21 protein-coding genes are annotated in these 22,747 nt (G+C 72.4%); 13 read left to right on the top strand and 8 right to left on the bottom strand.

The window, feature by feature from the left end; translation table 11 throughout:
• Positions 1-3: 3 nt before the first annotated feature.
• From ACFFR3_RS17690 to ACFFR3_RS17680, 3 genes are read left to right on the top strand one after another with little or no spacing between them, the layout of a single operon-like run.
• Entirely contained in the window at positions 4-894 is an 891-nt protein-coding gene (locus tag ACFFR3_RS17690; protein WP_345390283.1) for a sulfotransferase family protein, read from the top strand.
• On the top strand, positions 891-1,793 hold the full coding sequence (locus ACFFR3_RS17685) for a glycosyltransferase family 2 protein (protein WP_364371709.1): 903 nt from the start codon (positions 891-893) through the stop codon (positions 1,791-1,793). The genes ACFFR3_RS17690 and ACFFR3_RS17685 overlap by 4 nt, the downstream gene beginning before the upstream one ends.
• Positions 1,790-2,605 carry a WecB/TagA/CpsF family glycosyltransferase gene (locus ACFFR3_RS17680; RefSeq protein ID WP_345390280.1) on the top strand — a complete coding sequence of 272 codons (816 nt, stop codon included), beginning with the start codon at positions 1,790-1,792 and terminating at the stop codon, positions 2,603-2,605. The genes ACFFR3_RS17685 and ACFFR3_RS17680 overlap by 4 nt, the downstream gene beginning before the upstream one ends.
• Here the strand turns inward: ACFFR3_RS17680 and ACFFR3_RS17675 are convergent.
• Genes ACFFR3_RS17675 through ACFFR3_RS17650 form a run of 6 tightly spaced genes read right to left on the bottom strand, consistent with a single transcriptional unit; the run spans position 2,595 to position 9,039 of the window.
• A complete protein-coding gene (locus ACFFR3_RS17675) occupies positions 2,595-3,476 on the bottom strand; it encodes a sulfotransferase (protein WP_379483446.1) in 882 nt (293 codons plus the stop codon). The genes ACFFR3_RS17680 and ACFFR3_RS17675 overlap by 11 nt on opposite strands.
• Positions 3,473-4,729, bottom strand: coding sequence for a lipopolysaccharide biosynthesis protein (locus tag ACFFR3_RS17670; RefSeq protein ID WP_345390277.1), 1,257 nt, complete (start codon positions 4,727-4,729; stop codon positions 3,473-3,475). Before ACFFR3_RS17670 ends, ACFFR3_RS17675 begins: the two co-directional genes overlap by 4 nt.
• Complete coding sequence (locus ACFFR3_RS17665) at positions 4,717-5,571, bottom strand: sulfotransferase domain-containing protein (RefSeq protein WP_364371697.1); 855 nt, start codon at positions 5,569-5,571, stop codon at positions 4,717-4,719. The genes ACFFR3_RS17670 and ACFFR3_RS17665 overlap by 13 nt, the downstream gene beginning before the upstream one ends.
• A complete protein-coding gene (locus ACFFR3_RS17660; protein ID WP_345390274.1) occupies positions 5,568-6,464 on the bottom strand; it encodes a hypothetical protein in 897 nt (298 codons plus the stop codon). Before ACFFR3_RS17660 ends, ACFFR3_RS17665 begins: the two co-directional genes overlap by 4 nt.
• Positions 6,461-7,747 carry a hypothetical protein gene (locus ACFFR3_RS17655; protein WP_379483445.1) on the bottom strand — a complete coding sequence of 429 codons (1,287 nt, stop codon included), beginning with the start codon at positions 7,745-7,747 and terminating at the stop codon, positions 6,461-6,463. The genes ACFFR3_RS17660 and ACFFR3_RS17655 overlap by 4 nt, the downstream gene beginning before the upstream one ends.
• On the bottom strand, positions 7,744-9,039 hold the full coding sequence (locus ACFFR3_RS17650; RefSeq protein ID WP_379483444.1) for a Wzz/FepE/Etk N-terminal domain-containing protein: 1,296 nt from the start codon (positions 9,037-9,039) through the stop codon (positions 7,744-7,746). Before ACFFR3_RS17650 ends, ACFFR3_RS17655 begins: the two co-directional genes overlap by 4 nt.
• A gap of 344 nt (positions 9,040-9,383) precedes the next feature.
• Here ACFFR3_RS17650 and ACFFR3_RS17645 point away from each other — a divergent pair, with 344 nt between their 5' ends.
• Positions 9,384-10,418 (top strand): glycoside hydrolase family 26 protein, encoded by a 1,035-nt coding sequence (locus ACFFR3_RS17645; RefSeq protein WP_345390259.1) that lies wholly within the window; start codon positions 9,384-9,386, stop codon positions 10,416-10,418.
• A 6-nt stretch (positions 10,419-10,424) separates the two neighbouring features.
• Here the strand turns inward: ACFFR3_RS17645 and cysC are convergent, their stop codons facing one another.
• Both cysC and ACFFR3_RS17635 read right to left on the bottom strand, forming a co-directional pair.
• On the bottom strand, positions 10,425-11,648 hold the full coding sequence (gene cysC / locus ACFFR3_RS17640; protein WP_364371685.1) for an adenylyl-sulfate kinase: 1,224 nt from the start codon (positions 11,646-11,648) through the stop codon (positions 10,425-10,427).
• Positions 11,649-11,711: 63 nt separating this feature from the next.
• Positions 11,712-12,431, bottom strand: a complete 720-nt coding sequence (locus ACFFR3_RS17635) for a methyltransferase domain-containing protein (protein ID WP_345390256.1) — start codon at positions 12,429-12,431, stop codon at positions 11,712-11,714.
• A gap of 62 nt (positions 12,432-12,493) precedes the next feature.
• On the opposite strand from ACFFR3_RS17635, the gene ACFFR3_RS17630 reads away from it, so the two are divergent.
• The 9 genes from ACFFR3_RS17630 to ACFFR3_RS17590 all read left to right on the top strand — a co-directional run bounded on the left by ACFFR3_RS17630 (position 12,494) and on the right by ACFFR3_RS17590 (position 22,738).
• Entirely contained in the window at positions 12,494-12,856 is a 363-nt protein-coding gene (locus tag ACFFR3_RS17630; RefSeq protein WP_345390253.1) for a signal peptidase I, read from the top strand.
• Positions 12,857-12,948: 92 nt separating this feature from the next.
• The gene (gene mfd / locus ACFFR3_RS17625) at positions 12,949-16,437 is read left to right on the top strand and encodes a transcription-repair coupling factor (RefSeq protein WP_379483443.1); all 3,489 of its coding nucleotides are present in this window, start codon (positions 12,949-12,951) and stop codon (positions 16,435-16,437) included.
• Between the two features lie 29 nt (positions 16,438-16,466).
• On the top strand, positions 16,467-17,060 hold the full coding sequence (locus ACFFR3_RS17620) for a SurA N-terminal domain-containing protein (protein ID WP_364371680.1): 594 nt from the start codon (positions 16,467-16,469) through the stop codon (positions 17,058-17,060).
• A gap of 2 nt (positions 17,061-17,062) precedes the next feature.
• Positions 17,063-17,995, top strand: coding sequence for a nucleoside triphosphate pyrophosphohydrolase (locus ACFFR3_RS17615; RefSeq protein ID WP_345390247.1), 933 nt, complete (start codon positions 17,063-17,065; stop codon positions 17,993-17,995).
• 90 nt (positions 17,996-18,085) lie between these two features.
• Positions 18,086-19,363, top strand: coding sequence for a phosphopyruvate hydratase (gene eno / locus ACFFR3_RS17610; RefSeq protein ID WP_345390244.1), 1,278 nt, complete (start codon positions 18,086-18,088; stop codon positions 19,361-19,363).
• 68 nt (positions 19,364-19,431) lie between these two features.
• A complete protein-coding gene (locus ACFFR3_RS17605) occupies positions 19,432-19,992 on the top strand; it encodes a septum formation initiator family protein (protein ID WP_379483442.1) in 561 nt (186 codons plus the stop codon).
• Complete coding sequence (locus ACFFR3_RS17600; protein ID WP_345409400.1) at positions 19,982-20,470, top strand: DUF501 domain-containing protein; 489 nt, start codon at positions 19,982-19,984, stop codon at positions 20,468-20,470. Before ACFFR3_RS17605 ends, ACFFR3_RS17600 begins: the two co-directional genes overlap by 11 nt.
• On the top strand, positions 20,461-21,408 hold the full coding sequence (locus ACFFR3_RS17595; RefSeq protein WP_345390238.1) for a Ppx/GppA phosphatase family protein: 948 nt from the start codon (positions 20,461-20,463) through the stop codon (positions 21,406-21,408). The genes ACFFR3_RS17600 and ACFFR3_RS17595 overlap by 10 nt, the downstream gene beginning before the upstream one ends.
• A 172-nt stretch (positions 21,409-21,580) precedes the next feature.
• Positions 21,581-22,738, top strand: a complete 1,158-nt coding sequence (locus ACFFR3_RS17590) for a hypothetical protein (protein WP_345390235.1) — start codon at positions 21,581-21,583, stop codon at positions 22,736-22,738.
• The last annotated feature ends 9 nt before the right edge of the window (positions 22,739-22,747 follow it).

Here is a 22,747-nt window from a genome sequence, read left to right as displayed (position 1 = left end):
TCCGTGACAGATCGCGCTACTCCCAGGGTCGTCTACCTGGGCGGCCTCGGCCGCAGCGGCACCACCCTGATTGAGCGGCTCCTCGGTGAGCTGCCCGGGGTGGTGGCGCTCGGCGAAGTGGTGCATCTGTGGGAGCGCGGGGTGCTCGCCGGTGAGCCGTGCGGGTGCGGCACCGCCTTCCCCGCCTGCCCCTTCTGGCGGCGGGTGGGGGAGCGGGCCTTCGGCGGGTGGACCCGTCCGCTCGCCGAGCGCGTGCTGGCCCTGCGCGGGCGCATCGACCGCACCCGCAGGATCCCCCGCATCGGCCACCCCGACCTGGCCGAGTACACCCGGGCCTACCTGCGGCTCTACTCCGCCGCCGACGCTCCCGTCGTCATCGACTCCAGCAAGCACGCCTCACTGGCCTGCTGCCTCGTCGCCGGCGGAGCCGACGTCCACGTCGTGCACGTCGTACGCGACCCGCGGGCCGTCGCCCACTCCTGGAGCAGGACCGTCCACCGGCCCGAGGACGGGCGGCCGATGACCCGGTGGAGCCCCGCCCGCACCGCCGTGCACTGGTCGGCACAGAACGCCGCGATCGAGCTGCTCGCCCGGCGCGGTGCACGCGTCACCAGGATCCGGTACGAAGACCTGCTCGCCGACCCCGGCCCCGCCCTGACGTCGCTGGCCGGGCGGCTCGGCCTGTCCGAGCCCGGCTTCCTCGACGGCCGCACCGCCTGGCTCACCGCCTCCCACACGGCCTCGGGCAACCCCATGCGGTTCCGGGTCGGGCAGGTCGAGCTGCGCCGCGACGACTCCTGGCGCTCGGCCCTGCCCGGCCGCGACCGCCGCCTGGTCGACGCGCTCACCTGGCCCCTCCGCACCCGCTACGGCTACGGCGGCGGGGCCGCATGACCCGCCTCCCCTCGATCGGCGTCATCATCCCCACCCGCGGCGACCGCCCCACCGAGCTGCGCGAGGCCGTGGAGGCGGTGCTGGCCCAGCAGTACACCGGCCCCCTCGACGTCGTGGTGGTCACCGACGGCGACTCAACGCTCCCGCTTCAGGCGGGGCGGTCGTTGCGGGGGTTGCCGTCACGGGTACTGGGGAACCGGCGGACATCGGGGCTGCCCGGGGCGCGGAACACCGGGATCGATGCCTGTGAGACCGAGCTGGTCGCGTTCTGTGACGACGATGACGTGTGGCGGCCGGGCAAGCTCGCGGCGCAGGTGGAGGCGCTGACGCGGGCCGGGGGCGAGTTCGCGAGCTGCGGGATCGAGGTGGAGCACGGGCGGCGGCGGGTCGCCCGGCTGGCCGGCACGGACACGGTGACCGCGGCCGACCTCACCCGGTCGCGCATGATGATGGTGCATTCGTCGACGTTCCTCTTCCGGCGCGGCGCGCTGCGGCCCGACGAGAGCGCGCCCTCAGGACAGAACGAGGACTGGGACCTGGCCCTGCGCGCCGCCAAGCGGCGGCCGCTCGTCCACGTCGACCGGCCGCTTGTGCTGGTGCGCTGGGCGAGGTCCCACTACGCGGCCCGCTGGGCCGACCGCATTGCCGGGCTGGAGTGGATGCTCGCCCGGCACCCCGAACTGGCCGTGGACCCGTGCGGCGCGGCACGGGTCTACGGCCAGCTGGCCTTCAGCCACGCGGCGCTGGGGCAGCGGCGGGCGGCCCTGCGGTGGGCCGCCCGCACCGTCACCACCCGCCCGCTGGAGCCGCGCGGCGCGATCGCCGCCGCGGTGGCGGCCGGGCTCGTCCCCGCCTCCGCGGTGCTGGCGGCGCTGCACCGGCGAGGGCACGGCATTTGACCGCGCCGATCACGGCCGCACCACCCTCTCCGGCGACGCCGGGGCGGGTGCGGGTCGGCGGCGTCGAGGTGGACGCCGTACGCGAGGAGGAGGTCCTCCAGCGGGTGGGGACGGCGCTGGGGGCAGGCCGGGGCGGGCGCATCGTCACCCCGAACGTGGACATCTGCCGCGCCGCCGCCGCGAACCCCGCACTGCGGGCCCTCATCCGGTCGGCCGATCTGGTCGTCGCCGACGGGATGCCGCTGGTGTGGGCGGCCAGGCTGCTCGGCACCCCGCTGCCCGAGCGCGTCACCGGGGCCGACCTCATCTGGTCGCTCAGCGGGCTGGCCGCCGAGCGGGGCTGGCCGGTGTACCTGCTGGGCGGCGGCTCGCCCGGGGTGGTGCACCGGGCAGCGGACCGGCTCGCCGACGCCTGCCCCGGCCTGCGGGTGAGCGGGGCGCACGCGCCGCCGTACGGGTTCGACGGCACACCCGGCGGGGTGGCGAGGGTCATGGGGAAGGTGGTGGCGGCGGCGCCGCGGCTGGTGTTCGTCGGGCTCGGGTTCCCCCGCCAGGACCTCCTCATCACCGAGTTACGGCGGGAACTGCCCGAAGCCTGGTACGTCGGCTGCGGCGCGGCCATCGCGTTCGCCGCCGGCACCGTGGCCAGGGCGCCGGGCTGGCTGCGGCAGGCGGGGCTGGAGTGGGCGTACCGGCTGGTCAGCGAGCCGGGACGGCTGGCGCGCCGCTACCTCGTGGACGACCTGCCGTTCGCGGCCCGCCTGCTCGGCGGCTGCCTGGCGAAGAGGCTGAGCCACCGCCTCACCGGGTGAGCGCGCGGACGCGCTCGACGTCTTCGGAGGAGAGGCCGCGGGCCGGGTTCGCCAGGGCGAGGCGGGGGTCCATGCGGCGGTAGGCCGTGCGCGACAGCCCCGACCAGGCGAACGCCGCCGCCCGCCCGTCGCCGGTGCAGGCCCGGGTGATGCGGCGCTCGGCGGCGGAGGACCAGCGCAACCCCGCGTACGCGTACAGCTCGCGGAAACCGGGCACCGGGTCGGCGGCGAGCGACTCGTACGAGACGACCAGGATGCCCGGAGTGCGGCGCAGGACGCCCGTCGTGACCCGCCACAGCGCCGCCGCCGTGGCCACCCGGTCCGGCGAGCCGGCGAGCGCCCGCAGCTCCAGCACCTCGGGATGGTCGCGGACGAGCAGCGGCTGGGTGAGCAGCTCGTCCAGGGAGACGGACCAGCCGAGCCGCTGCCAGCTCGCCACGAACGACACCGGATCACGGACGACAGCGATCACCCGGCACCCCAGCCGCCGCGCGAACCACCCCGCGCTCAGCACCGCGAACGGGTCGTCCAGCAGTGCCCGCCGCCCGGTGAGCCGCCCGAACGCGAACGCGGTGCCGTAGCGCACCAGGCGGGCCAGGTCGTAGGGGGAGTGGTTGGCGCGCAACTCGGCCAGCCACCGGTAGCGCAGCGCCGCCGTGTCGCGGAAGGCGGGCAGCCAGGAGGCGGAGTTGGAGTCGCAGATGTACTGGAACCGGTGCGTCACCTGAGCGGCGAGCACGCCGGGACAGCGGCCCGGCGGGTGCTGGGGGTTGAGCGGCTCGTTGACGTAGATCAGCTCGCCGCCGGCGGCCAGCATCCGGCCGGTCCAGCTCGTGCCGCTGCGCGGCAGCCCGGTCACCAGCACGGTCATGCGGACCGCCGCGGCAGCGAGCCGCGCAGCGCGGGCAGGGTGTGCCGGCCGAACGGGTGCAGCCCGTAGCGGCGGTGCAGCTGCCACAGCGGCAGCAGGTTCTTCACCAGCATGCCGCCCGACCAGCCGGCGACCGCGCCGAGCGCCCCGTACGCCGGGATGAGCGCCAGATCGAGCAGCACCGTGCAGGCGATGGCGGCCAGCAGGTTGAGCAGGCTGATGCCGGTGTGGCCCGCGGCGGTCAGCACGACGTCCACCATGCCGCAGGCGGTCGCCACCATCATCGTGGCGGCCAGGACGAGCGCGATGGGGGCGGCGGCGCCGTACGCGGGGCCGAACACGCGCAGCAGCCACGGCGCGAGCCCCGCGTACGCGAGCCAGAGCGGCCAGGTGAGCACGACGAGCCACGCGGTGGCGGCCTGGTACAGCTCGCGCGCCCGCTCCCGCTCGCCGTCGGCCAGCGCCCTGACCAGCCCCGCCTGTACGGCCTGCGCCAGCCCCTGGTTGGCGAGCTGCCCGACGACCTTGACCCGGGTCGCGGCGGTGTAGACGGCGGCAGGCGCGGGCCCGGCGAGCAGCGCCACGATCACGATGTCCACCCGCTGGAAGACCGCCTGGATGGCGCCCGCGAGCGAGCGCGGCGCGGTGTGCCGCCACAGGTCGCGCGCGGTCCCCGGCAGGTATGGAGTCCACTCCACCCGCCTGCGCAGCCAGAGGGCCGCGACGACCAGCACCGGCACGTACGGCGCCGCCCACGCCGGCAGCAGCCACCAGCCACCGGCCCCGGCGAGCGCGGCGGCGGACACCAGCACGAGCTGCCCCCCGGGCACGAGCAGCCCGTCGAGCAGCACGGTGGGCCGTACGGACCCGAACCCGCGCCCGGCGGCGAGCAGCACGTCGGCGGCCACGATCACGGGCAGCAGCCCGGCGGCGGGCCCGAGCCGGGGGAACAGCATGATCCCGGCCGCCACCGCCACGACCAGGCAGGGCAGCACGGCGGCCCTGATGTAGCCGGAGATGCCGCGATAGTCGTAGGACCTGGCGCGGGCGATGAAGTAGATGAGCCCGTTGCCGGCGTCGAGCTTGGCGATGCCGGCGGCCATCAGCGCCAGCGCGGTCGCGGTGAAGAACGCGCCGGCCTCGGCCGCCGGGTAGGTCCTGGTCACCACGATCACGAGCACGACCTGCGCCACCGCGCCGAAGGCCGCGCCGGACAGCCCCGCGAGGCCCCTGCGGACGATCACTGCCGCCACGAGGGCTCACCGTCCAGCCAGCGGACGAGCCGCGCGTCGTAGGGCTCGAAGTGGTCGCGCAGCCTCGCCGCCAGCGCGCGGGGCACCGGGCGCGGCAGCGAACGCCGGTTGTACCGCTCGAAGACGGGATAGCCGAGGTGCGGCAGGCCGAGGAACTCCAGCACCCGGTCGTAGGCGGTCTCGGGCTCGGCGAAGAAGCGGTGGCTGTCGAGCACGAGCATGCGGTCGCGGCCGAACAGCGGCTCAAGCCGGTCGAGCTGGTCGGCGTAGCGGCCCCTGGCCAGGTAGGCGTGGTGGCGGTGGGAGTGGTGCAGCGCGTGCGGCGAGGCGCGCAGCCGCTCCTCGGCGCCCGCCAGCCGCCCCTCCTCCAGCTCCAGCGCGTGCTCGAAGTGGGACTCCGTCTCGAAGCCCCTGGCCAGCTCGTGGGCGTGGGCGGAGCAGGCGCGTTCGACGGGGTCGCGGACGAGCACGATCAGCTTGACGCCGGGCAGGTCGGCGGCGATGCGCTGGCCGGCCAGGGGGTGGAACAGGTAGTAGGGGGAGGATTCGTACGCCTGGGGGCGGTGGCCGTACCGGTGGGTGAGCAGCGCGGCGCCCACCCGCAGCGGGAAGTGCCCCTGGTACCAGGGCATGCCGCGCGAGTAGGCCACGTCGAAGTAGTGGACGCCCTTGTGCAGCACGGGTTTGAGCAGCAGCGGATGCTGGGCCAGGGCCCGGTAGAGCGAGGTCGTGCCGCACCGCTGCGCGCCCACGATCAGGAACGACGGCAGCACGCGGGCACCCGAGGTGACTCGTCCGGTGACCCGCGACAGCGACAGGACCGAGCGCTTCGTCGTCCTCATGGGAGCAGCTCCTCGTGATCGACGGCCGGGTTGAGCCACGACTGCGGCGGGCCGAGCGGCGTGTGGCCGTCGGCGGCGTGCCGGTCGGCCAGCGCGATGAGGTAACGCAGCGCCGTTCGCTTGGCCGTGGCCCCCGACAGGCCCAGGGGGGCGAGCAGGCGTACGGACTGGGCGACGCAGGCTCTGGCCGCGACCGGCGGGCGCATTCCGCGCAGGGCCCGGTGGAAGAAGTGGTGCAGCAGGTCGAAGCCGAGCGGGACGCCGGTCTCGTAGCGCTCCCAGTCCCAGACCAGCAGCCGCCCGCCGGGGCCCCGGCACAGGTTCCAGGGGGCGAGGTCGCCGTGCCAGGCCGGGCGGTTCCCGCCGGTGGCGGCGATCTCCTTGACCGCATCGAGCAGCAGCGGCGCCGGCACCCGGCCGCGGCGCACCGGCAGCGGCGACAGGGCGAGCACGGACAGCCCGCGCCAGTCGCCGTGGTGCAGCACCTCGGGCACGGTGACCGTGCGCAAGGGGAGCACGGCCAGCCTGCGCAGGGCCGCGGCCTCGGCGGCGACGAGCCGGCGGGCGCGGTCGGTGTCGCCGATCTTGACGAACGCCAGCCGCCGGCCGTCCGCGCGGGCCTCCAGGATGGGCTTGCGGTTGGCGCGGCGCGCGGGACGTACGTGGAGCACGGTCTCGACCGGGCGCCCGAACACCTCGCTCAGGTGGGCCGCGATCGACCCCTCGACCGGCACCTCCACCCGCGACCCGAGGTGCCACCAGCGGCGCGGCGCCAGCCTGCGCGGCACGGCGGGGTGCGGCAGCACGGTGTACGGGCGGGGCGAGCCCGGGCCCGGAAACAGCAGGCGTACGGTCTCGGCGAGATACCCGAGCCGCACCGCGGCGTCGCTCATGACGTTCCCCCGGCCGGTTGCGCGTTCCGCCACAGCAGGGCGAACGAGATGAGATAGAGGCTGAGCGGCGTGACGAGCCCGTCGTAGACGAACATGTAGAGCAGCACGAACCCCATCACGAGCACCCCGCCGAGCCCGATCGGGCTGCGGTCGCGCCAGTGGCGGCGGATCGCGCCGAGGAAGAACGCCACGTAGAGCGCGGCCCCCGTGAACCCCTGCGTGATGACGAGCAGCCAGAGCTGCCCGTCGCTGCCGAGCGGCGGGTGCCCGCAGGTGCGGCACCAGCCGGTCTTGCCGGTGGTGATCGAGCGGTGGTTGCCCGTGGCGTTGCGGGTGTTGCCGTAGCCGATCACGGGGGAGTGGGTGGCGGCGGCGAGGGTCGCGCTCACCGTGAAGGCCCTGATGTCGTTGGAGTGGGGACGGTCGAGCCGCTGGGCGAACAGCGGCGCGAGCGGGCTGAGCAGGAACGCCAGCGCCCCGGCCGCGACCGCCGCGCACAGCGCCGCCCTGGTGCGTCCGCCCACCCGTACGATCAGGTAGAGCACGGCCAGCCCGAGCCCGATCCACAGGCCCCTGTTGAGCGAGTAGACGATCGGCACGGCCGCCAGCGCCACCACGACGGCCACGAAGACCTTGTGCCGCGCCCGCCCGTACACCCACCAGCCGACCACGAACCACACCAGCAGCACCGACGCGTTGCTGCCCCAGGCGTTGGCCCACTCGTACGGCGCCTCCGGCCTGGGCAGGGAGAACCCGAGCACCTTCTGGGTCTGCGCGGCCGTCGGGTGGATGAGGTTGCGCACGAACGGGTTCTCGCTGATCCACTCGGGCAGCAGCAGCTCGACCGGCGAGGTGAACTCGAATCCGGGGTGGAGCAGGCCGAGCAGCCCGCCCGCGACGGTGGTGACGAACAGCACCCCCAGCATCCGGACCAGGCGGAGCTGCGGCAGCTCGCGCTCGGTGAGGTTGCCGAGGTAGAGCACCATGACGAGGACCGCGCAGTAGAGCGCGAGCCGCATGCCGTAGCCGATCAGCCGGCCCGCCCCGAAATCGCCGTACGTGCCCGGCGGCGACTCGCCCAGCATCAGGCCGCTGATCAGGTAGCCGGCGAGGAGCAGCAGCCACAGCCCGAACCCGCGCGGGACCTTGACCGGCCGCCGCCGCCACAGCAGCACCGCCATGGGCACGGCCAGCACCACGACCGCCAGCCCGCCGAACCCGAGCGCCCACCAGAGCGGGTAGCCGACCAGCAGCGCCGCGATGGGCCACGCGGGTCCGATCACGTCGGCCGGCCCGGCCGCCGCTGGTGCAGCGCGTGCAGGGGGCTCGTCTCCTCCTGCGGGCTCTGGGCGAGCCGCAGTTCGCCGGTCGCGACGAGCTTGCCGAGCGAGGCGGGCGGATGCGGCTCCAGCAGCGGCACGAACGAGGGGACGGCGTCGGTGGCGGTCACGACGCCGATGACCGGCACCTCGTGGCGGGCCAGCCGGCGCGTGGCCGCCACCACGTCGTCCGAGGTGACCTGGCCCAGCCCCAGGAGCAGCACGGCGGCGTCGGCCCTGGACAGGTCGCGGACGTCGGAGCCGTCGAGCACGACCAGCGGCGCGCTCACGGCCAGCGGCTCGGCGAGCGAGGAGGCGTAGAGGTCGGCGGGCAGCGACCTGACCAGCAGCCGCTTGCCGGGGCAGGCGGCGACGAGCGCGCTCGCCAGGTCGTGCAGCACGCCGTGCTCGCGCGGGCCTGACAGGTCGCCGAGCACGGGCAGGCCGGTGAGCCTTTCGACGTCGGCGGGCGTGCGCAGGCGGGTGTCGAGGCGGTCGCGGGCGTAGGCGGTGGCCGAGCCGGCCAGCAGGCCGAGCATGAGACCGGTGCCGAGGAAGAGGGGCAGGCTGGGGGAGCTGGGCGCGGCGGGCGGCACGGGCCGGCTGATGATCGAGCCGGGGATGACGGCGACCGTGCGCAGGGCGTCGTACCTGACGGCCAGGCCGGCGGCCTGCCGGTTGAGCACGCCCTGGCGCTGGACGGCGATCGTGTGCTCGGGGCTGCCCTTGGGCAGCGCGGCGACCTGCTTGATCACCCGGTCGATGCCGGCGTTGACGTGCTTGAGCTTGCTCAGCACCGCCTCCTGCTGCTTGGCCATGGCGGTCAGCGCGCTCTCGCGGCGGTTGGCGAGGTACGCCTCGGCGTACGCGGCAGAGCGCGCCGCCGCGCCGTCGGGGTCGGCGGCGGTCACCGACAGCAGCAGCACCGAGGAGTTGGGCGGCACGGCCACCTCGACCGGCTCGACGGCGTCGACGCCCAGCGTGCGGGCGGCCCGCGCGGCGACCACCGCCGACTGGGCGACCTGGGCCTCGGTGTCGAGGTTGAGCGCCTCGCGCTGGCGGCCGGTCACCTGGTTGGCCGGTTCGCCGATGCCGAGCGGCTGGACGAGCACGTGCGTGGTGGCGGTGTAGGCGGCGGGGACGAGCCGCAGCAGCGCCAGCGCGGCCGTGCCGCCGACGACGACGCAGCCCACGAGGGCGAGCCACCGCCTGCGCAGCAGCGAGAGGTGGGCGTCCAGGTCGGTGCCGGAGCTCATGGGGGATGGTCTCCTGAGTGTGTACGTTGCGTGGCCGCCTGGCGCCATCGCGTCACCGCCGAAGTGGTGCGCCCACTATAGGGCGGAGGGTGATCACCCCGGTTCAATACTTCAAGATTTTTCCTGGATAACCCGCCGAAGAAATGCCGCGAAAAGGCGATATTTCGGTATTTAAGGAGTGGGCCTTTACCCGCCACGAGCTGGGCAGACTCTCACACTGGCTGAAGTTCCAGGAATGACATGGCAAGGTTCAGGTGTGAGAGCCGGGAGTCGTTCGACGAAGGGGTTGGAAGACTTTGCAGCTACGGGGAATATCACGACAAGCAACGTCCGGCGGCACTCTGGTGGCTTTGGCGGCGGCGCTGGCCGCCTGCTCCACCGCCGCGGGCTCGCCCGTCCCGGCGCCGGTTCAAGCCCCCGCGGCCAAGCAGGCGGCGGGCTCGCCCGCCTGCACGGCCACCTCCAAGCTGATCCCGTCGTGCGGCGCCTGGTGGGGCATGGCGCCCGAGGTGTTCACCGGGGTGCCGATCGAGCAGGCGCTGCACGGCGCCGAGCTGCGCATGGGCGCGGCGGCCGACGTGCTGCACGTCTATCACCGCGAGCGCGAGCTGTTCCCCACGCCCGCTGAGGTCAGGCTGGCGCGCGACCCCGCGAGGCCGCGGCTGCTCATGGTCAACTGGAAGCCGTCGTTCGACCACACCTGGGCGCAGATCGCCGCGGGCCGGCTCGACCGCAGGATCGACCGGCTGGCCGCCCACATCAGACGCACGTTCCCCGAGCGGTTCTTCCTCACCCTGCACCACGAGCCGGAGAACGACGTCGACGCCCGATCGGGCTCCGGCATGCAGGCCACCGACTACGCCGCCATGTTCCGCCACGTCGTGCTGCGGCTGCGGCAGCAGGGCGTGCGCAACGCGGTGGTGGTCATGACGTACATGGGGGCGCCCAACTGGGCGGCCAAGCCGTGGTTCGAAGACCTCTACCCGGGTGACGACGTGGTCGACTGGGTGGCGATGGACCCATACGCCGACGACCGGGTGCAGGACTTCGACGGCCTCGTCAACAAGACCCGCAAGGAATATCCGGAATGGTCGGGCTTCTATCGGTGGATGCAGGCCCGCTTCCCCGGCAAGCCCGTCATGGTGGCGGAGTGGGGCGTGTTCGAGCGCTCGTACGACCGCTCGTTCAAGCGCACGTTCTACGAGACCGTGCTGCGCCAGATCAAGCGCTACCCGCAGATCAAGGCGCTGCTCTACTTCGACTCGCCGCAGGCGCCGCGCGGCGACACCAGCTTCGACTCCGACGGCAGCGCCGACAAGGCGTTCACCCGCCTGGCACGCGACCCCTACTTCCGCTCGACGCCCGTGCCCCGGCCCTGAGAGCGCTCAGCGCACCCAGCCGCCGCTCTTGACCGTGTCGAGCACGCGCGAGACGGCCGCGTCGATCGACAGGTGGGTGGTGTCGATCACCAGGTCGGCGTCGTCGGGCTCCTCGTAGGGGTCGGAGACGCCGGTGAACTCGGGGATCAGGCCGGCGCGGGCCTTGGCGTAGAGGCCCTTGCGGTCGCGCCGCTCACACTCCTCCAGCGGCGTGGCGACGTGGACGAGCAGGAAGTCGGCGCCCACCGACTCGACCATCTCCCGCACCTCGTCGCGGGTCGCCGCATAGGGGGCGATCGGCGCGCAGATGGCCAGGCCGCCGTGCCGGGCCGCCTCTGCGGCGACGAAGCCGATGCGGCGGATGTTGAGGTCGCGGTCGGCCTTGGAGAACGTCAGGCCCTTCGACAGCAGCTGCCGCACGACGTCGCCGTCGAGGTAGGTGACCGTGCGGCTGCCCAGCTCCAGCAGCGCGTCGCGCAGGCCGCGGGCGATCGTGGACTTGCCCGAGCCCGACAGGCCGGTGAAGAAGACGACCAGGCCGCGGCGGTGGGGCGGGCCTGGGATGCGCACGGGGTCGGGGCCCGCGAGGTGCTCGGCGGCGCCGTAGGAGGCGGCGACGTGTTCGCGCAGCTCCAGGTCGATCTCCGGCTCGTCGCGCGGCGCCAGCGGCACCGGGACGACGAGCGTGCCCGCGGGCAACTGCTCCTTGGCGCGCAGCGCGGCGCGCACGACACCGGGGCCGGCCTCGCCGTACGCGAGCGGCAGCAGCAGGATCACCGCGTCGAGCTCCTTGGCGGTGGCCGCCACCTCCGACAGGTCGTCGAGCGGCCCCCGCATCGTGACGGCCAGCGCGGGCCGCCCGCCGAGCTCCTCCTTGACCTGGGCCGGCGTGCGCCGCAGCCGGGAGAACGGGCCGTGCTCGGGCGTGCCGAGCGCCTTGACCGGGCCCGAGGTCAGCCCGTCGGGCTCGTGGCCGGTCACGGTGAGCGCCGCCAGCGGCAGCCCCTCGGGATCGAGGAGGGTGACCTCGTCGCCGGGGGACAGGTCGGCGTGGACGTGGAGGGTCACGGGCGCGGGCCACGGGGTGCCGTCGGCCAGCGTGCCGCGCTCGTGCACGGTGTGCAGGTCGTCGTGGCCCAGGAACCCCGTCAGAGGCTCGTACGCGCCCGACAACAGGAGCTCCAGGTCGGCCAGCTCGCGCGGGTCGGGGGTCCACTCCACGATCTGCATCCCAACTGTTCGAGTGTGCACGGTCGCTACCAGTGTGCCGTTCCCCGGCACCTGTCACGACCGTCAGATGAGGCGGGCGAAGTGGTGCTGGGGCTTTCTGATCACCATGGTGATCTCGTCGTGGGAGGCGGGGTAGCGGCCGCTGGTCAGCTTGGACACCAGCGCCACCGCGGCGGCCCCCGGCCGGCGGGCGCGCGCGGGCCCGCTGGTCGTGCGCTCGTCGTCGGTGATCATCAGGCCCCTGCTCAGGCAGAACGCGTGCAGGCCGTCGCTGGAGGCGAGCGGCTCGTACACGGCGGGCAGCGGCCCTGGCGTGCCGGGACGGACGACGGCCCGCCACAGCACCCGGCGCAGCCAGCCCGGCGTGATGCGGTCGAGCAGGCCGTAGGCCGAGCGGCGGTCGCGGACCCGCAGCAGCACCAGCCCGCCGGGCCGCAGCGACTGCAGCAGCCGGTCGAAGACCAGCTCCGCGTGGCGTACACGCTCCAGCAGGAACGACAGCTGGATCACGTCGAAGCCGCGCGGCGGCAGCGGCACCGAGCGCAGGTCGCCGAGTGAGTAGGAGACCAGGTCGGCCCGCTCCTCCACCACCCTCCTGACCGCGGGCAGGTCCTCGTCGGCTCCCATGGCCCTGGTCTCGATGTGGTCGAGCACCAGCGGCTCGTCGTGGGCGCACCCGGCGACCAGGACGTCGAGCCGCCGGATCGGCTGCCCGGCGCAGTGCTCGCGGAGCCGCTGACCGAAGAGGTCGCCTCTCTGGGCGACCGATCGCACCTCAGACATGTCACCTACAGTAATCAACCGAGTGGGATCAGTTAGGCATTTCCCTGCTAGCGTCCTGGCCCGTGAGCGATGAGGTTTACGTGGGGAACGCGGGCGTGGACGCGGCCCTCGACCGGGGATGGCTGCTCGGTCACTTCAAACCCCCGGGTGACCCAAGACACAGCGAGGACGTCGAGATCAAGTGGGGTGTGCACGAGGCCGGTGAGGAGCGGGCCGTCTGGGTCGAGGGCGAGGTGCGCACCGCGCTGCTGGTGCTCATCAACGGCAGGTTCCGGGTCGAGCTGCCCGGCCGCAGCGTGCTGCTGGCCGAGCCGGGCGACTATGTGGTGTGGGGCAAGGGCGTCGGCCACTCGTGGCGGGCGGAGGCGCCGTCCACGGTCCTCACCGTACGCTGGCCCTCCGTGCCTGGTTACCGCGTCGGCTGAGCTTTCACGGCGAGTAGGCTTGTCACGAACCCCCGCGACCTGACCCGGCCGGGGGTAGTCGTGTTGCCGTCGTGGGGCTGTGGGCGTATCTGATGAGTCTTTCCGGGCTACTTGACCTTGTTCGCGCCGACCCGAAGCTGACCGCCGCTCTCGAAGAGGGCGGCGATGTGGCGCTGATCGCGCCGTCCGCGCTGCGGCCCTTCGGGGTGGCCGCGCTGGCCGGGCACGACCAGCGCACCGTGCTCGCGGTGACCGCCACGGGGCGCGAGGCGGAAGATCTGGCGGCCGCGCTCACCAGCCTGGTCGAGCCCGCGTCGGTGGCGGTGTTCCCGGCGTGGGAGACGCTGCCGCACGAGCGGCTCTCGCCGCGCAGCGACACCGTGGGCCAGCGGCTCGCGGTGCTGCGCAGGCTGGCGCACCCGGTCAAGGGCGACGCCGCCGCCGGGCCGCTCAGCGTGGTCGTCGCGCCGGTGCGCGCGTTGCTGCAGCCCATCGTGAAGGGGCTCGGCGACCTTGAGCCCATCAGGTTGCGGGCCGGTGACGAGGCCGACCTCGACGAGGTGGTGCGCAACCTGGTCGACAACGGCTACCACCGGGTCGACATGGTGGAGCGGCGCGGCGAGGTGGCCGTGCGCGGCGGGCTGCTCGACGTGTTCCCGCCCACCGAGGAGCATCCGCTGCGGCTGGAGTTCTGGGGCGACACGGTCGAGGAGATCCGCTGGTTCAAGGTGGCCGACCAGCGTTCGCTGGAGGCGGCCGAGGAGGGGCTGTTCGCGCCGCCGTGCCGTGAGCTGCTGCTCACCGGCCAGGTGCGGGCCAGGGCGCGGGGGCTGGCCGAGGAACATCCGGCGCTGGCCGAGGTGCTCGACCAGCTCGCCGACGGCACCCCCGTCGAGGGCATGGAGGCGTTCGCGCCCGTGCTGGCCGGGGAGATGGACCTGCTGCTCGACCACCTGCCCGTCAGGTCCGCGGTGTTCGTGTGCGATCCCGAGCGGATCAGGGGGCGGGCGGAGGAGCTCGTACGCACCTCGCAGGAGTTCCTCGAAGCCTCCTGGATCAACGCGGCGGCCGGCGGCGAGGCCCCGATCGATCTCGGCGCGGCCGCGTTCCGCTCGCTGGAGGAGATCCGCGAGCACGCCGACGCGCTCGGCCAGCCGTGGTGGTCGATGGCGCCGTTCGGCTCGGGCGTCGAGCTCGACGCCCACGACTCCGAGGCCTACCGCGGCGACACCGCCAAGGCGCTGGCCGACATCAAGAGCTGGCTGGCCGACGACAAGGCCGTGGTGCTGCTCAGCGAGGGTCACGGCCCGGCCGAGCGCATGGTCGAGCTGCTCAAGGGCGTCGACGTCCCGGCCAGGCTGCGGCGCTACCTCGACAAGGCGCCGGAGCCGAAGGTCGTCCACGTCTCGACCGGCCTCATCGAGCACGGCTTCATCACCCCGGGGCTCGCCGTCCTCACCCACCTCGACCTGGTCGGCCAGAAGGCCTCCACCAAGGACATGCGGCGCCTGCCCTCCCGCCGCCGCAACATGGTCGACCCGCTCCAGCTCAAGGTCGGCGACCACGTCGTGCACGAGCAGCACGGCGTCGGCCGCTACGTCGAGATGGTGCAGCGCACGGTCCAGGGCGCCACCCGCGAATACCTGGTCATCGAATACGCCAAGGGCGACCGCCTCTACGTCCCCACCGACCAGCTCGACGAGGTCACCCGCTACGTCGGCGGCGAGGCGCCCACGCTCAACCGCATGGGCGGCGCCGACTGGGCCAAGGCCAAGTCGCGGGCGAAGAAGGCGGTCAAGGAGATCGCCGGCGAGCTGATCAGGCTCTACTCCGCCCGCATGGCCTCGCCGGGCCACGCGTTCGGCGCCGACACGCCGTGGCAGCGCGAGATGGAGGACGCCTTCCCGTACGCCGAGACGGGCGACCAGCTCGAGGCCATCGACGAGGTCAAGCGCGACATGGAGCGCGGCGTCCCGATGGACCGGCTGATCTGCGGCGACGTCGGCTACGGCAAGACCGAGATCGCGGTGCGCGCGGCGTTCAAGGCCGTCCAGGACGGCAAGCAGGTCGCGGTGCTGGTGCCGACGACGCTGCTGGTGCAGCAGCACATGTCCACTTTCGCCGAGCGCTTCTCCAGCTTCCCCGTCACGATCAAGCCGATCTCCCGCTTCCAGACCGACGGCGAGGTCAAGGGCACCCTCGACGGGCTCAGGACCGGCGCCGTCGACGTGGTCATCGGCACCCACCGGCTGCTCAGCCCCGAGGTCAGGTTCAAAGACCTCGGGCTCATCATCATCGACGAGGAGCAGCGCTTCGGCGTCGAGCACAAAGAGGCGATGAAGCACCTGCGCACCCAGGTCGACGTGCTGGCGATGTCCGCCACGCCGATCCCGCGCACGCTGGAGATGGGGCTGACCGGCATCCGCGAGATGTCCACGATCCTCACCCCGCCGGAGGAGCGGCACCCGATCCTCACGTTCGTGGGGCCGTACGAGGAGAAGCAGATCGCCGCGGCGATCCGGCGCGAGCTGATGCGCGACGGCCAGATCTTCTTCGTGCACAACCGGGTGGCCTCGATCAACCGGGTCGCCGCGCGGCTGCGCGAGCTGGTGCCCGAGGCGCGCATCGCGGTGGCGCACGGGCAGATGAACGAGCACCAGCTCGAGAAGATCATGGTCGGGTTCTGGGAGCGCGAGTACGACCTGCTCGTCTCCACCACGATCGTCGAGTCGGGTCTCGACGTGCCCAACGCCAACACGCTGATCGTGGACAGGGCGGACAACTACGGCCTGTCGCAGCTCCACCAGCTGCGCGGGCGCGTCGGGCGGGGCAGGGAGCGCGGCTACGCCTACTTCCTCTACCCGCCGGAGAAGCCGCTGACCGAGACCGCCCACGAGCGGCTGGCCACGATCTCGCAGCACACCGAGATGGGCGCCGGCATGTACGTCGCCATGAAGGACCTGGAGATCCGCGGCGCCGGCAACGTGCTGGGCGCCGAGCAGTCGGGCTTCATCGCGGGAGTCGGCTTCGACCTGTACGTCCGCCTGATGGCCGAGGCCGTGCAGGAGCAGAAGGCCAAGCTGTCGGGCGCCGAGGTGCAGGAGGAGCAGCAGGACGTCAAGGTCGAGCTGCCGATCAACGCCCACATCCCGCACGACTACGTCACCTCGGAGCGGCTGCGGCTGGAGGCGTACAAGCGCATCGCGGCCATCGCTGCCCCGATCGACATCGACGAGGTGCGCGCCGAGCTGACCGACCGCTACGGCAAGCCGCCGGCGGAGGTCGAGAACCTGCTGGAGGTCGCGCGGTTCCGCATCAGGGCGCGCGCGGCCGGGCTCACCGACGTCACGCTGCAGGGCCAGAACATCAAGTTCGGCCCCGCGAGGCTCAAGGAGTCGCAGCAGGTGCGGCTCGACCGGCTCTACAAGAAGGCGATATACAAGCAGGCCGCGGAGACGCTGCTGGTGCCGGTGCCCAAGACCAAACCGCTGGGCGGGCAGCCGCTGCGCGATCTCGACCTGCTCAAATGGTGTGGTGACCTGGTCGAGGCCATGTTCCTCGAACCCGCCCGGGTAAGCTAGCGGCGGTTTTCTGGTCGGAAGGGACGTACGTGAAGTCGATACGAGTGGCTGTGGCCGCCGCGGCGGCCGCCGTGGCACTGTCCGCCTGCTCCTCGCCCATGCAGGCCGGAGCCGCGGCCGTGGTGGGCAACGAGCGCATCTCCATGAACAAGCTCAGCGATGACACCCAGGCCTACGTGGCCGCGCTCAAGCGCGCCCAGCTGGACGAGTCCGCGCTCGGCGTGCCGGCGACCCAGGCCGTGCTGCAGCGGCTGGTCAACGTGGCCGTGTCCAAGCAGCTCATGGCCCGCCACAACGTGCGGGTCAGCGAGAGCGAGGTGGACGCCGTGCTCAAGGAGCCCGGCCAGTACCAGTCCGCCGAGATCAACCTGCTGGCCAACGCCGTCGCGCCGACCGACGCCCGCGACTACGGCCGGGCCATGGTGGGCCTGTCGAAGCTGCAGCAGCAGTTCGGCCAGACCGGGCAGGAGAAGCTGCTGCAGGAGTTCAACTCCATCAAGCCGGTCTTCAACCCGCGCTACGGCCAGCTCAACCAGCAGCGCTCGCAGGAGAACCCGGCGCTGTTCGTCGACACCGGCAGGTTCGGCAAGGCCACCCAGCAGGCGCCCCAGGCGCAGGGCTGACCGTGCCGCTGATCGTCGTCACCACCTCGCCCAGGGTCGCGCCGGGCCTGCTGAGCCATCAGGCGTGGCAGGCGCTGCGCTCCGGCCCGGTGCTGACCGGCGCGGCCGACCACCCGCACCTGCCCTATCTCGCCGACGCCGGCATCGAGGCCGAGGTCGTCGAGCCCGACCCGGCGGCGCTCGCGCGGCGGGCCGCCGCCGAGACCGTGGTGTGGCTGGCCGAGCACGACGGCGAGGACTTCATGCGGGCCGTCGGCCACGCCGCGCTCTCGCTCGACGAGCCGCCGGTCATCGAGGTGGTGCCCGGCTCCTACGACCTGCCGGGCGCGCGGGTGCTCGACCTGGTGGCGGTGATGGACCGGCTGCGCACCGAGTGCCCGTGGGATCGCAAGCAGACGCACGAGTCGCTGGTGCCGTACCTGCTCGAAGAGGCGTACGAGGTGCTCGAGACGATCGAGCAGGGCGACTATCCGGCGCTGCGCGAGGAGCTGGGCGACCTGCTGCTGCAGGTGGTCTTCCACGCGCGGGTGGCGGGCGACTTCGACATCGACGACGTGGCGGCCGGCATCGTGGAGAAGCTGGTCAGGCGGCACCCGCACGTGTTCGGGTCCGTACGCGCCGAGAGCGCCGACGAGGTCAACGCCAACTGGGAGGCGATCAAGGCGGCCGAGCGGGCGGCCAAGGGCACCGAGTCGGTGCTCGACGGGGTGCCGATGGGGCAGCCCGCCCTGTCGCTCGCGGCCCAGCTGGTGCGCAGGGCCGAGCGGGCGGGCGCGCCCGAGTCGCTGTCGGCGGCGGTCGGCCAGGGGGTGGCCAGGGAGCTGTTCGACCTCGTCAGGCGGGCGGCCGAGGCGGGCCTGGACGCCGAGGCGGAGCTGCGGAGCGCGGCGCGGGCGTACCGCGACCGGGTGCGGGCCTGGGAGTCGTCGCACTGAGCTGGGCGGTCGTGACCTGGAAGCCTGCGCGGGGCAGCCGTACCGATAGGCTCTGATGGCATATCACCTTTCGATTTAGGAGCGCATCCCGTGGCTACCATCGAGGTCGTATACGCTCGCGAGATCCTCGACTCCCGGGGCAACCCGACGGTCGAGGTCGAGGTCGTTCTCGACGACGGCAGCACCGGCCGGGCGGCCGTGCCGAGCGGGGCGTCCACCGGCCAGTTCGAGGCGGTCGAGCTGCGCGACGGCGGCAAGCGTTACGGCGGCAAGGGCGTGGAGAAGGCCGTCCTGGCGGTGACCGATGAGATCCAGGAGGAGATCAGCGGGATCGAGGCCGAGGACCAGCGGATCATCGACCAGATCATGATCGACCTGGACCGCACGCCCAACAAGGCGAAGCTCGGCGCCAACGCCATCCTGGGCGTCTCGCTGGCCGTGGCCAAGGCCGCCGCCGACAGCGCCGACCTGCCGCTCTTCCGCTACCTCGGCGGCCCCAACGCCCACGTGCTGCCCGTGCCGATGATGAACATCCTCAACGGCGGCGCCCACGCCGACACCAACGTGGACATCCAGGAGTTCATGATCGCGCCGATCGGGGCCGAGTCGTTCCGCGAGGCGGTGCGCATGGGCACCGAGGTCTACCACGCGCTCAAGAGCGTGCTGAAGGAGAAGGGCTACGCCACGGGCCTGGGCGACGAGGGCGGCTTCGCCCCGAGCCTGCCCTCCAACCGCGACGCGCTCGACCTCATCCTGGTCGCCATCGAGCGGGCCGGCTACGTGCCGGGCGAGGACATCGCGCTGGCGCTCGACGTGGCCGCCACCGAGTTCCACAAGGACGGCGTCTACACGATCGACGGCAAGGGCCTGTCGGCGCAGGAGCTCATCGCCTTCTACGAGGACCTGGTCGACAACTACCCGCTCGTCTCCATCGAGGACCCGCTCGACGAGGAGGACTGGGAGGGCTGGAAGGCCATCACCGCCTCGCTCGGCGGCAAGGTGCAGCTCGTCGGCGACGACCTGTTCGTCACCAACCCCGAGCGGCTCGAGCGCGGCATCACCGAGGGCGCGGCCAACGCCCTGCTGGTCAAGGTCAACCAGATCGGCACGCTGTCGGAGACCCTCGACGCGGTGGACCTGGCCCACCGCAGCGGCTACCGCTGCATGATGAGCCACCGCTCCGGCGAGACGGAGGACACGACGATCGCCGACCTCGCGGTCGCGGTCAACTGCGGCCAGATCAAGACCGGCGCCCCCGCGCGCTCCGACCGGGTGGCCAAGTACAACCAGCTGCTGCGCATCGAGGAGCTGCTCGATGACGCCGCCCGCTACGCGGGTCGCGCGGCGTTCCCGCGTTTCCGGCGCTAGTTTCGAGTACGGCTCGCGGCACCCCGATTTCTCCGGCCGCGAGCCGCACTTGAGGGGGTGTGCAGCAAGTGGCGAAGAGACCGCAGCTCACCGGGCGGGCGGCCATCCTGGCCGTCGTGGTGTGCGCGATCGCGATGAGCCTGGCCTACCCTGTCCGCGAATACATCAGCCTGCGCCGCAGCATCTCGGAGCTGCGCGCGGAGAAGGCCAGGGTCGAGGCCGAGAAGCAGGCGTTGCTGGCCCGCGACAGGCAGAGCGACGACCCCAACTGGATCAAGAAGACGGCCAAGGAGCGGCTGCACTACTGCGGGCCGGGCGAGAAGTGCTACGTGGTGATGGAGCCCGAGCAGGGCAGGGCGCAGGCGGCGGTCAAGCAGCCTGCGCAGGTGCCGCCGTGGTACGAGACGCTGTGGGAGTCGGTGCAGGCCGCCGACAAGGGCACGGGCCGCAGGGCCGTCACGGGGCAGCAGGACGTCCCCGACGAGCAGCCCTCGAAAAAGCCCACTGAACAGCCCTCGAAAAAGCCCACTGAGCAGCCGACGAAGCAGCCGACGAAAGAGCCGAGCGGCGAACCGACGGAGCAGCCGAGCGGCGGGTCGGTGACAGGAAGGGAACGTGTTGGACAGTAAGGACGTCGAGGTCGTCGAGCAGCAGCTCGGACGGCCGCCCAGAGGGTTGCGCGCGGTCGCGCACCGCTGCCCGTGCGGCAACCCCGACGTGGTGGAGACCGCTCCGCGGTTGCCCGACGGCTCGCCCTTCCCGACCCTTTACTACCTGACCTGTCCCAAGGCGGCCTCGGCCATCGGCACGCTCGAAGGGTCCGGCCTGATGCGGGAGATGCAGGCCAGGCTGGCGACCGAGCCGGAGCTGGCGGCGGCCTACCAGGCGGCTCACGAGGACTACGTGGCCAGGCGCGACCAGGCGGCCCGCGAGGAGGGCCTGACGCCGCTGCCGCGTGACATGCAGAGCACGGGCGGGATGCCGGAGCGGGTCAAGTGCCTGCACGCGCTCGTGGCCCACGAGCTGGCGGTGCCCGGGAGCAACCCGTTCGGCAGGGAGGCGCTGGACGCACTCCCCGACTGGTGGAGTGACGGACCATGCGTGTAGCCGCCATCGACTGTGGCACCAACTCCGTACGCCTGCTCATCGCCGACCTCGGCGACGACACGCTGAGCGACGTCGAGCGGCGGATGGAGATCGTCCGGCTGGGCCAGGGCGTCGACCGCACCGGCAGGCTGGCGCCCGAGGCGCTGGAGCGCACGTTCGCGCGGATGAGCGAATACCAGGAGCTCATCGAGCGTCACGGCGCCGTCGCGACGCGCGTGGTGGCGACGAGCGCGACCCGCGACGCGGCCAACCGGCAGGAGTTCGTGACCGGCGTGCGGAAGATCTTCGGGGTGGAGCCCGAGGCGGTGACAGGCGCCGAGGAGGCCGAGCTGTCGTTCACCGGCGCCACCAGGGGCCTTTCCCGGCTGTCGCCCGAGACCGAGGTGCCGCGCGGCCCGCTCGCCCCCTACCTGGTGGTGGACATCGGCGGCGGCTCGACGGAGTTCGTGGTCGGCTCCGTGCATGCGGAGGGCTCGCTGTCGGTCGACATCGGCTGCGTACGGCTGACCGAGCGGCACCTGCGTGACGCCGGCGACCCGCCGTCGGCGCCGGCGCTGGAGGCCGTGGTGGCCGACATCGAGGCCGCGCTCGACCGGGTCGAGGCCGAGGTGCCGGTGCACCGGGCGAAGACGCTGGTCGGCCTCGCCGGCTCGGTGACGACGGTGTCGGGCATCGCGCAGGACTTGCCTCACTACGACCCGGCGCGCATCCACCATTCGGTCATTTCGGCCGAGCAGGTGCACGAGGTGACGCGGCGGCTGCTCGCGATGACCCATGGTGAACGCGCGCAGGTGCCGGTGATGCATCCGGGCCGGGTGGACGTGATCGGGGCCGGCGCCCTCATTCTGGACCGTATCGTCCGTCGTTTCGCGTTTTCGCAGGTTGTCGTGAGTGAGCATGACATCCTCGACGGAATGGCATGGTCTCTAGCGCGATAGCTGAAGAAATCCGGACATTTCATAATCCGTGATCGTGTTGAGCGTGCGATCTGTATTGTGCTTAGGTAAAGGGGCATTACGGGGGCTTTGCCATATCGCCGTGCGCGAAAGGCGCAGGCTTGGCGACCGTTCCCGAGCGCGTCTCTTCCCTCACGGAATGGAGCACTCTCACATGATGTCTGTTGGGTTAGCCCGTAAGGCCGCTGCCTTCGGCGCCTCGACCGCGGCACTGGCGGCGCTGGCCGCGGGCCTGGTCGCCGGGCCCGCCCAGGCGGCCACGGCCGCCAAGCCCGCGTCCAAGGCGAAGGTCTCGGCCACCACGCCGAAGGCCGCGCCCGGCGCCTACGAGGGGTCCTGCCCGGTCAAGGTCAACTTCTCGGCCAAGATCAAGGTCCCGGTCAAGGGCTCCACCAAGGTGGCCTACCGCTGGCTGCACGGCGACGGCTCCAAGAGCAAGGTCAAGACCGTCACGGTCAAGGGCAAGGGCACCAAGACCGTCACGGTCAAGCAGTCCATCACCTTCACCGAGGACGTCAAGAAGGGCTGGGAGGCCGTTCAGGTCCTCGGCCCGAAGAAGGTCACGTCCAAGAAGGGCTACTTCTCGGTCAACTGCCAGTCGCTGAAGGAGGTCGAGCGCACCCAGCTCGACCCCACCATCAGCGCCCGCGCGTGGGCCAGCCCGAGCTCCTACGCCGGTCGCTGCGCCCCTGGCGCCAGGATCGGCTTCACCGGCGTGATCAGCTCCTCGCGCCCGGCCTGGGTGCGTTACCGCTGGGTGGTCAACGGTGACGCCGTCGACTACGGCAAGATCAAGGTCCGCGACTCGCGGAAGGTCGGCCTCAGCATCTCCCCGCGTCACAGCCAGCGCGGCTGGGCGCAGCTGCAGGTCCTGAGCCCCGACAGCGCGTCGTCCAACCGGGCCTACTACAAGGTCTGGTGCAAGGACTACGAGGCTCCGAAGCCGCACACCAAGATCTCCGCCTCCGCCCACGCCACGACCGGCACCGACTGCTCGGTCAGGGCCAGCGGCTCCGTCACCTCCACCGGTGCGGGCCGGGTCACCTACCGCTGGTCGCTCAACGGTCGTACGGTCAGCGACGGCTCGACCTACTTCGGCCGTGACGGCGGCACCATCGTCATTCCCGGGTTCTCCACCGCTCTGAGTGGCCACGCCACCAAGGGCGGCGTGGTGACGCTCTCCGTCACCGGGCCGGACAACAGCGACTCCTCCAGCGACCGCTACGCGCCCTGCAGGCCGGAGCCCAAGCCGACGGAGACGCCGACCGACTCCGCGCCCGCACCCGAGACCAAGATCGGGGACGCGCTCTGACAAGTGCGG

The organism is Nonomuraea salmonea (genome assembly GCF_042428605.1).
GTDB lineage: Bacteria > Actinomycetota > Actinomycetes > Streptosporangiales > Streptosporangiaceae > Nonomuraea > Nonomuraea salmonea.
Note: the sequence above shows the minus strand (reverse complement) of the source record. Positions and strands in the feature narration are given on the sequence as shown.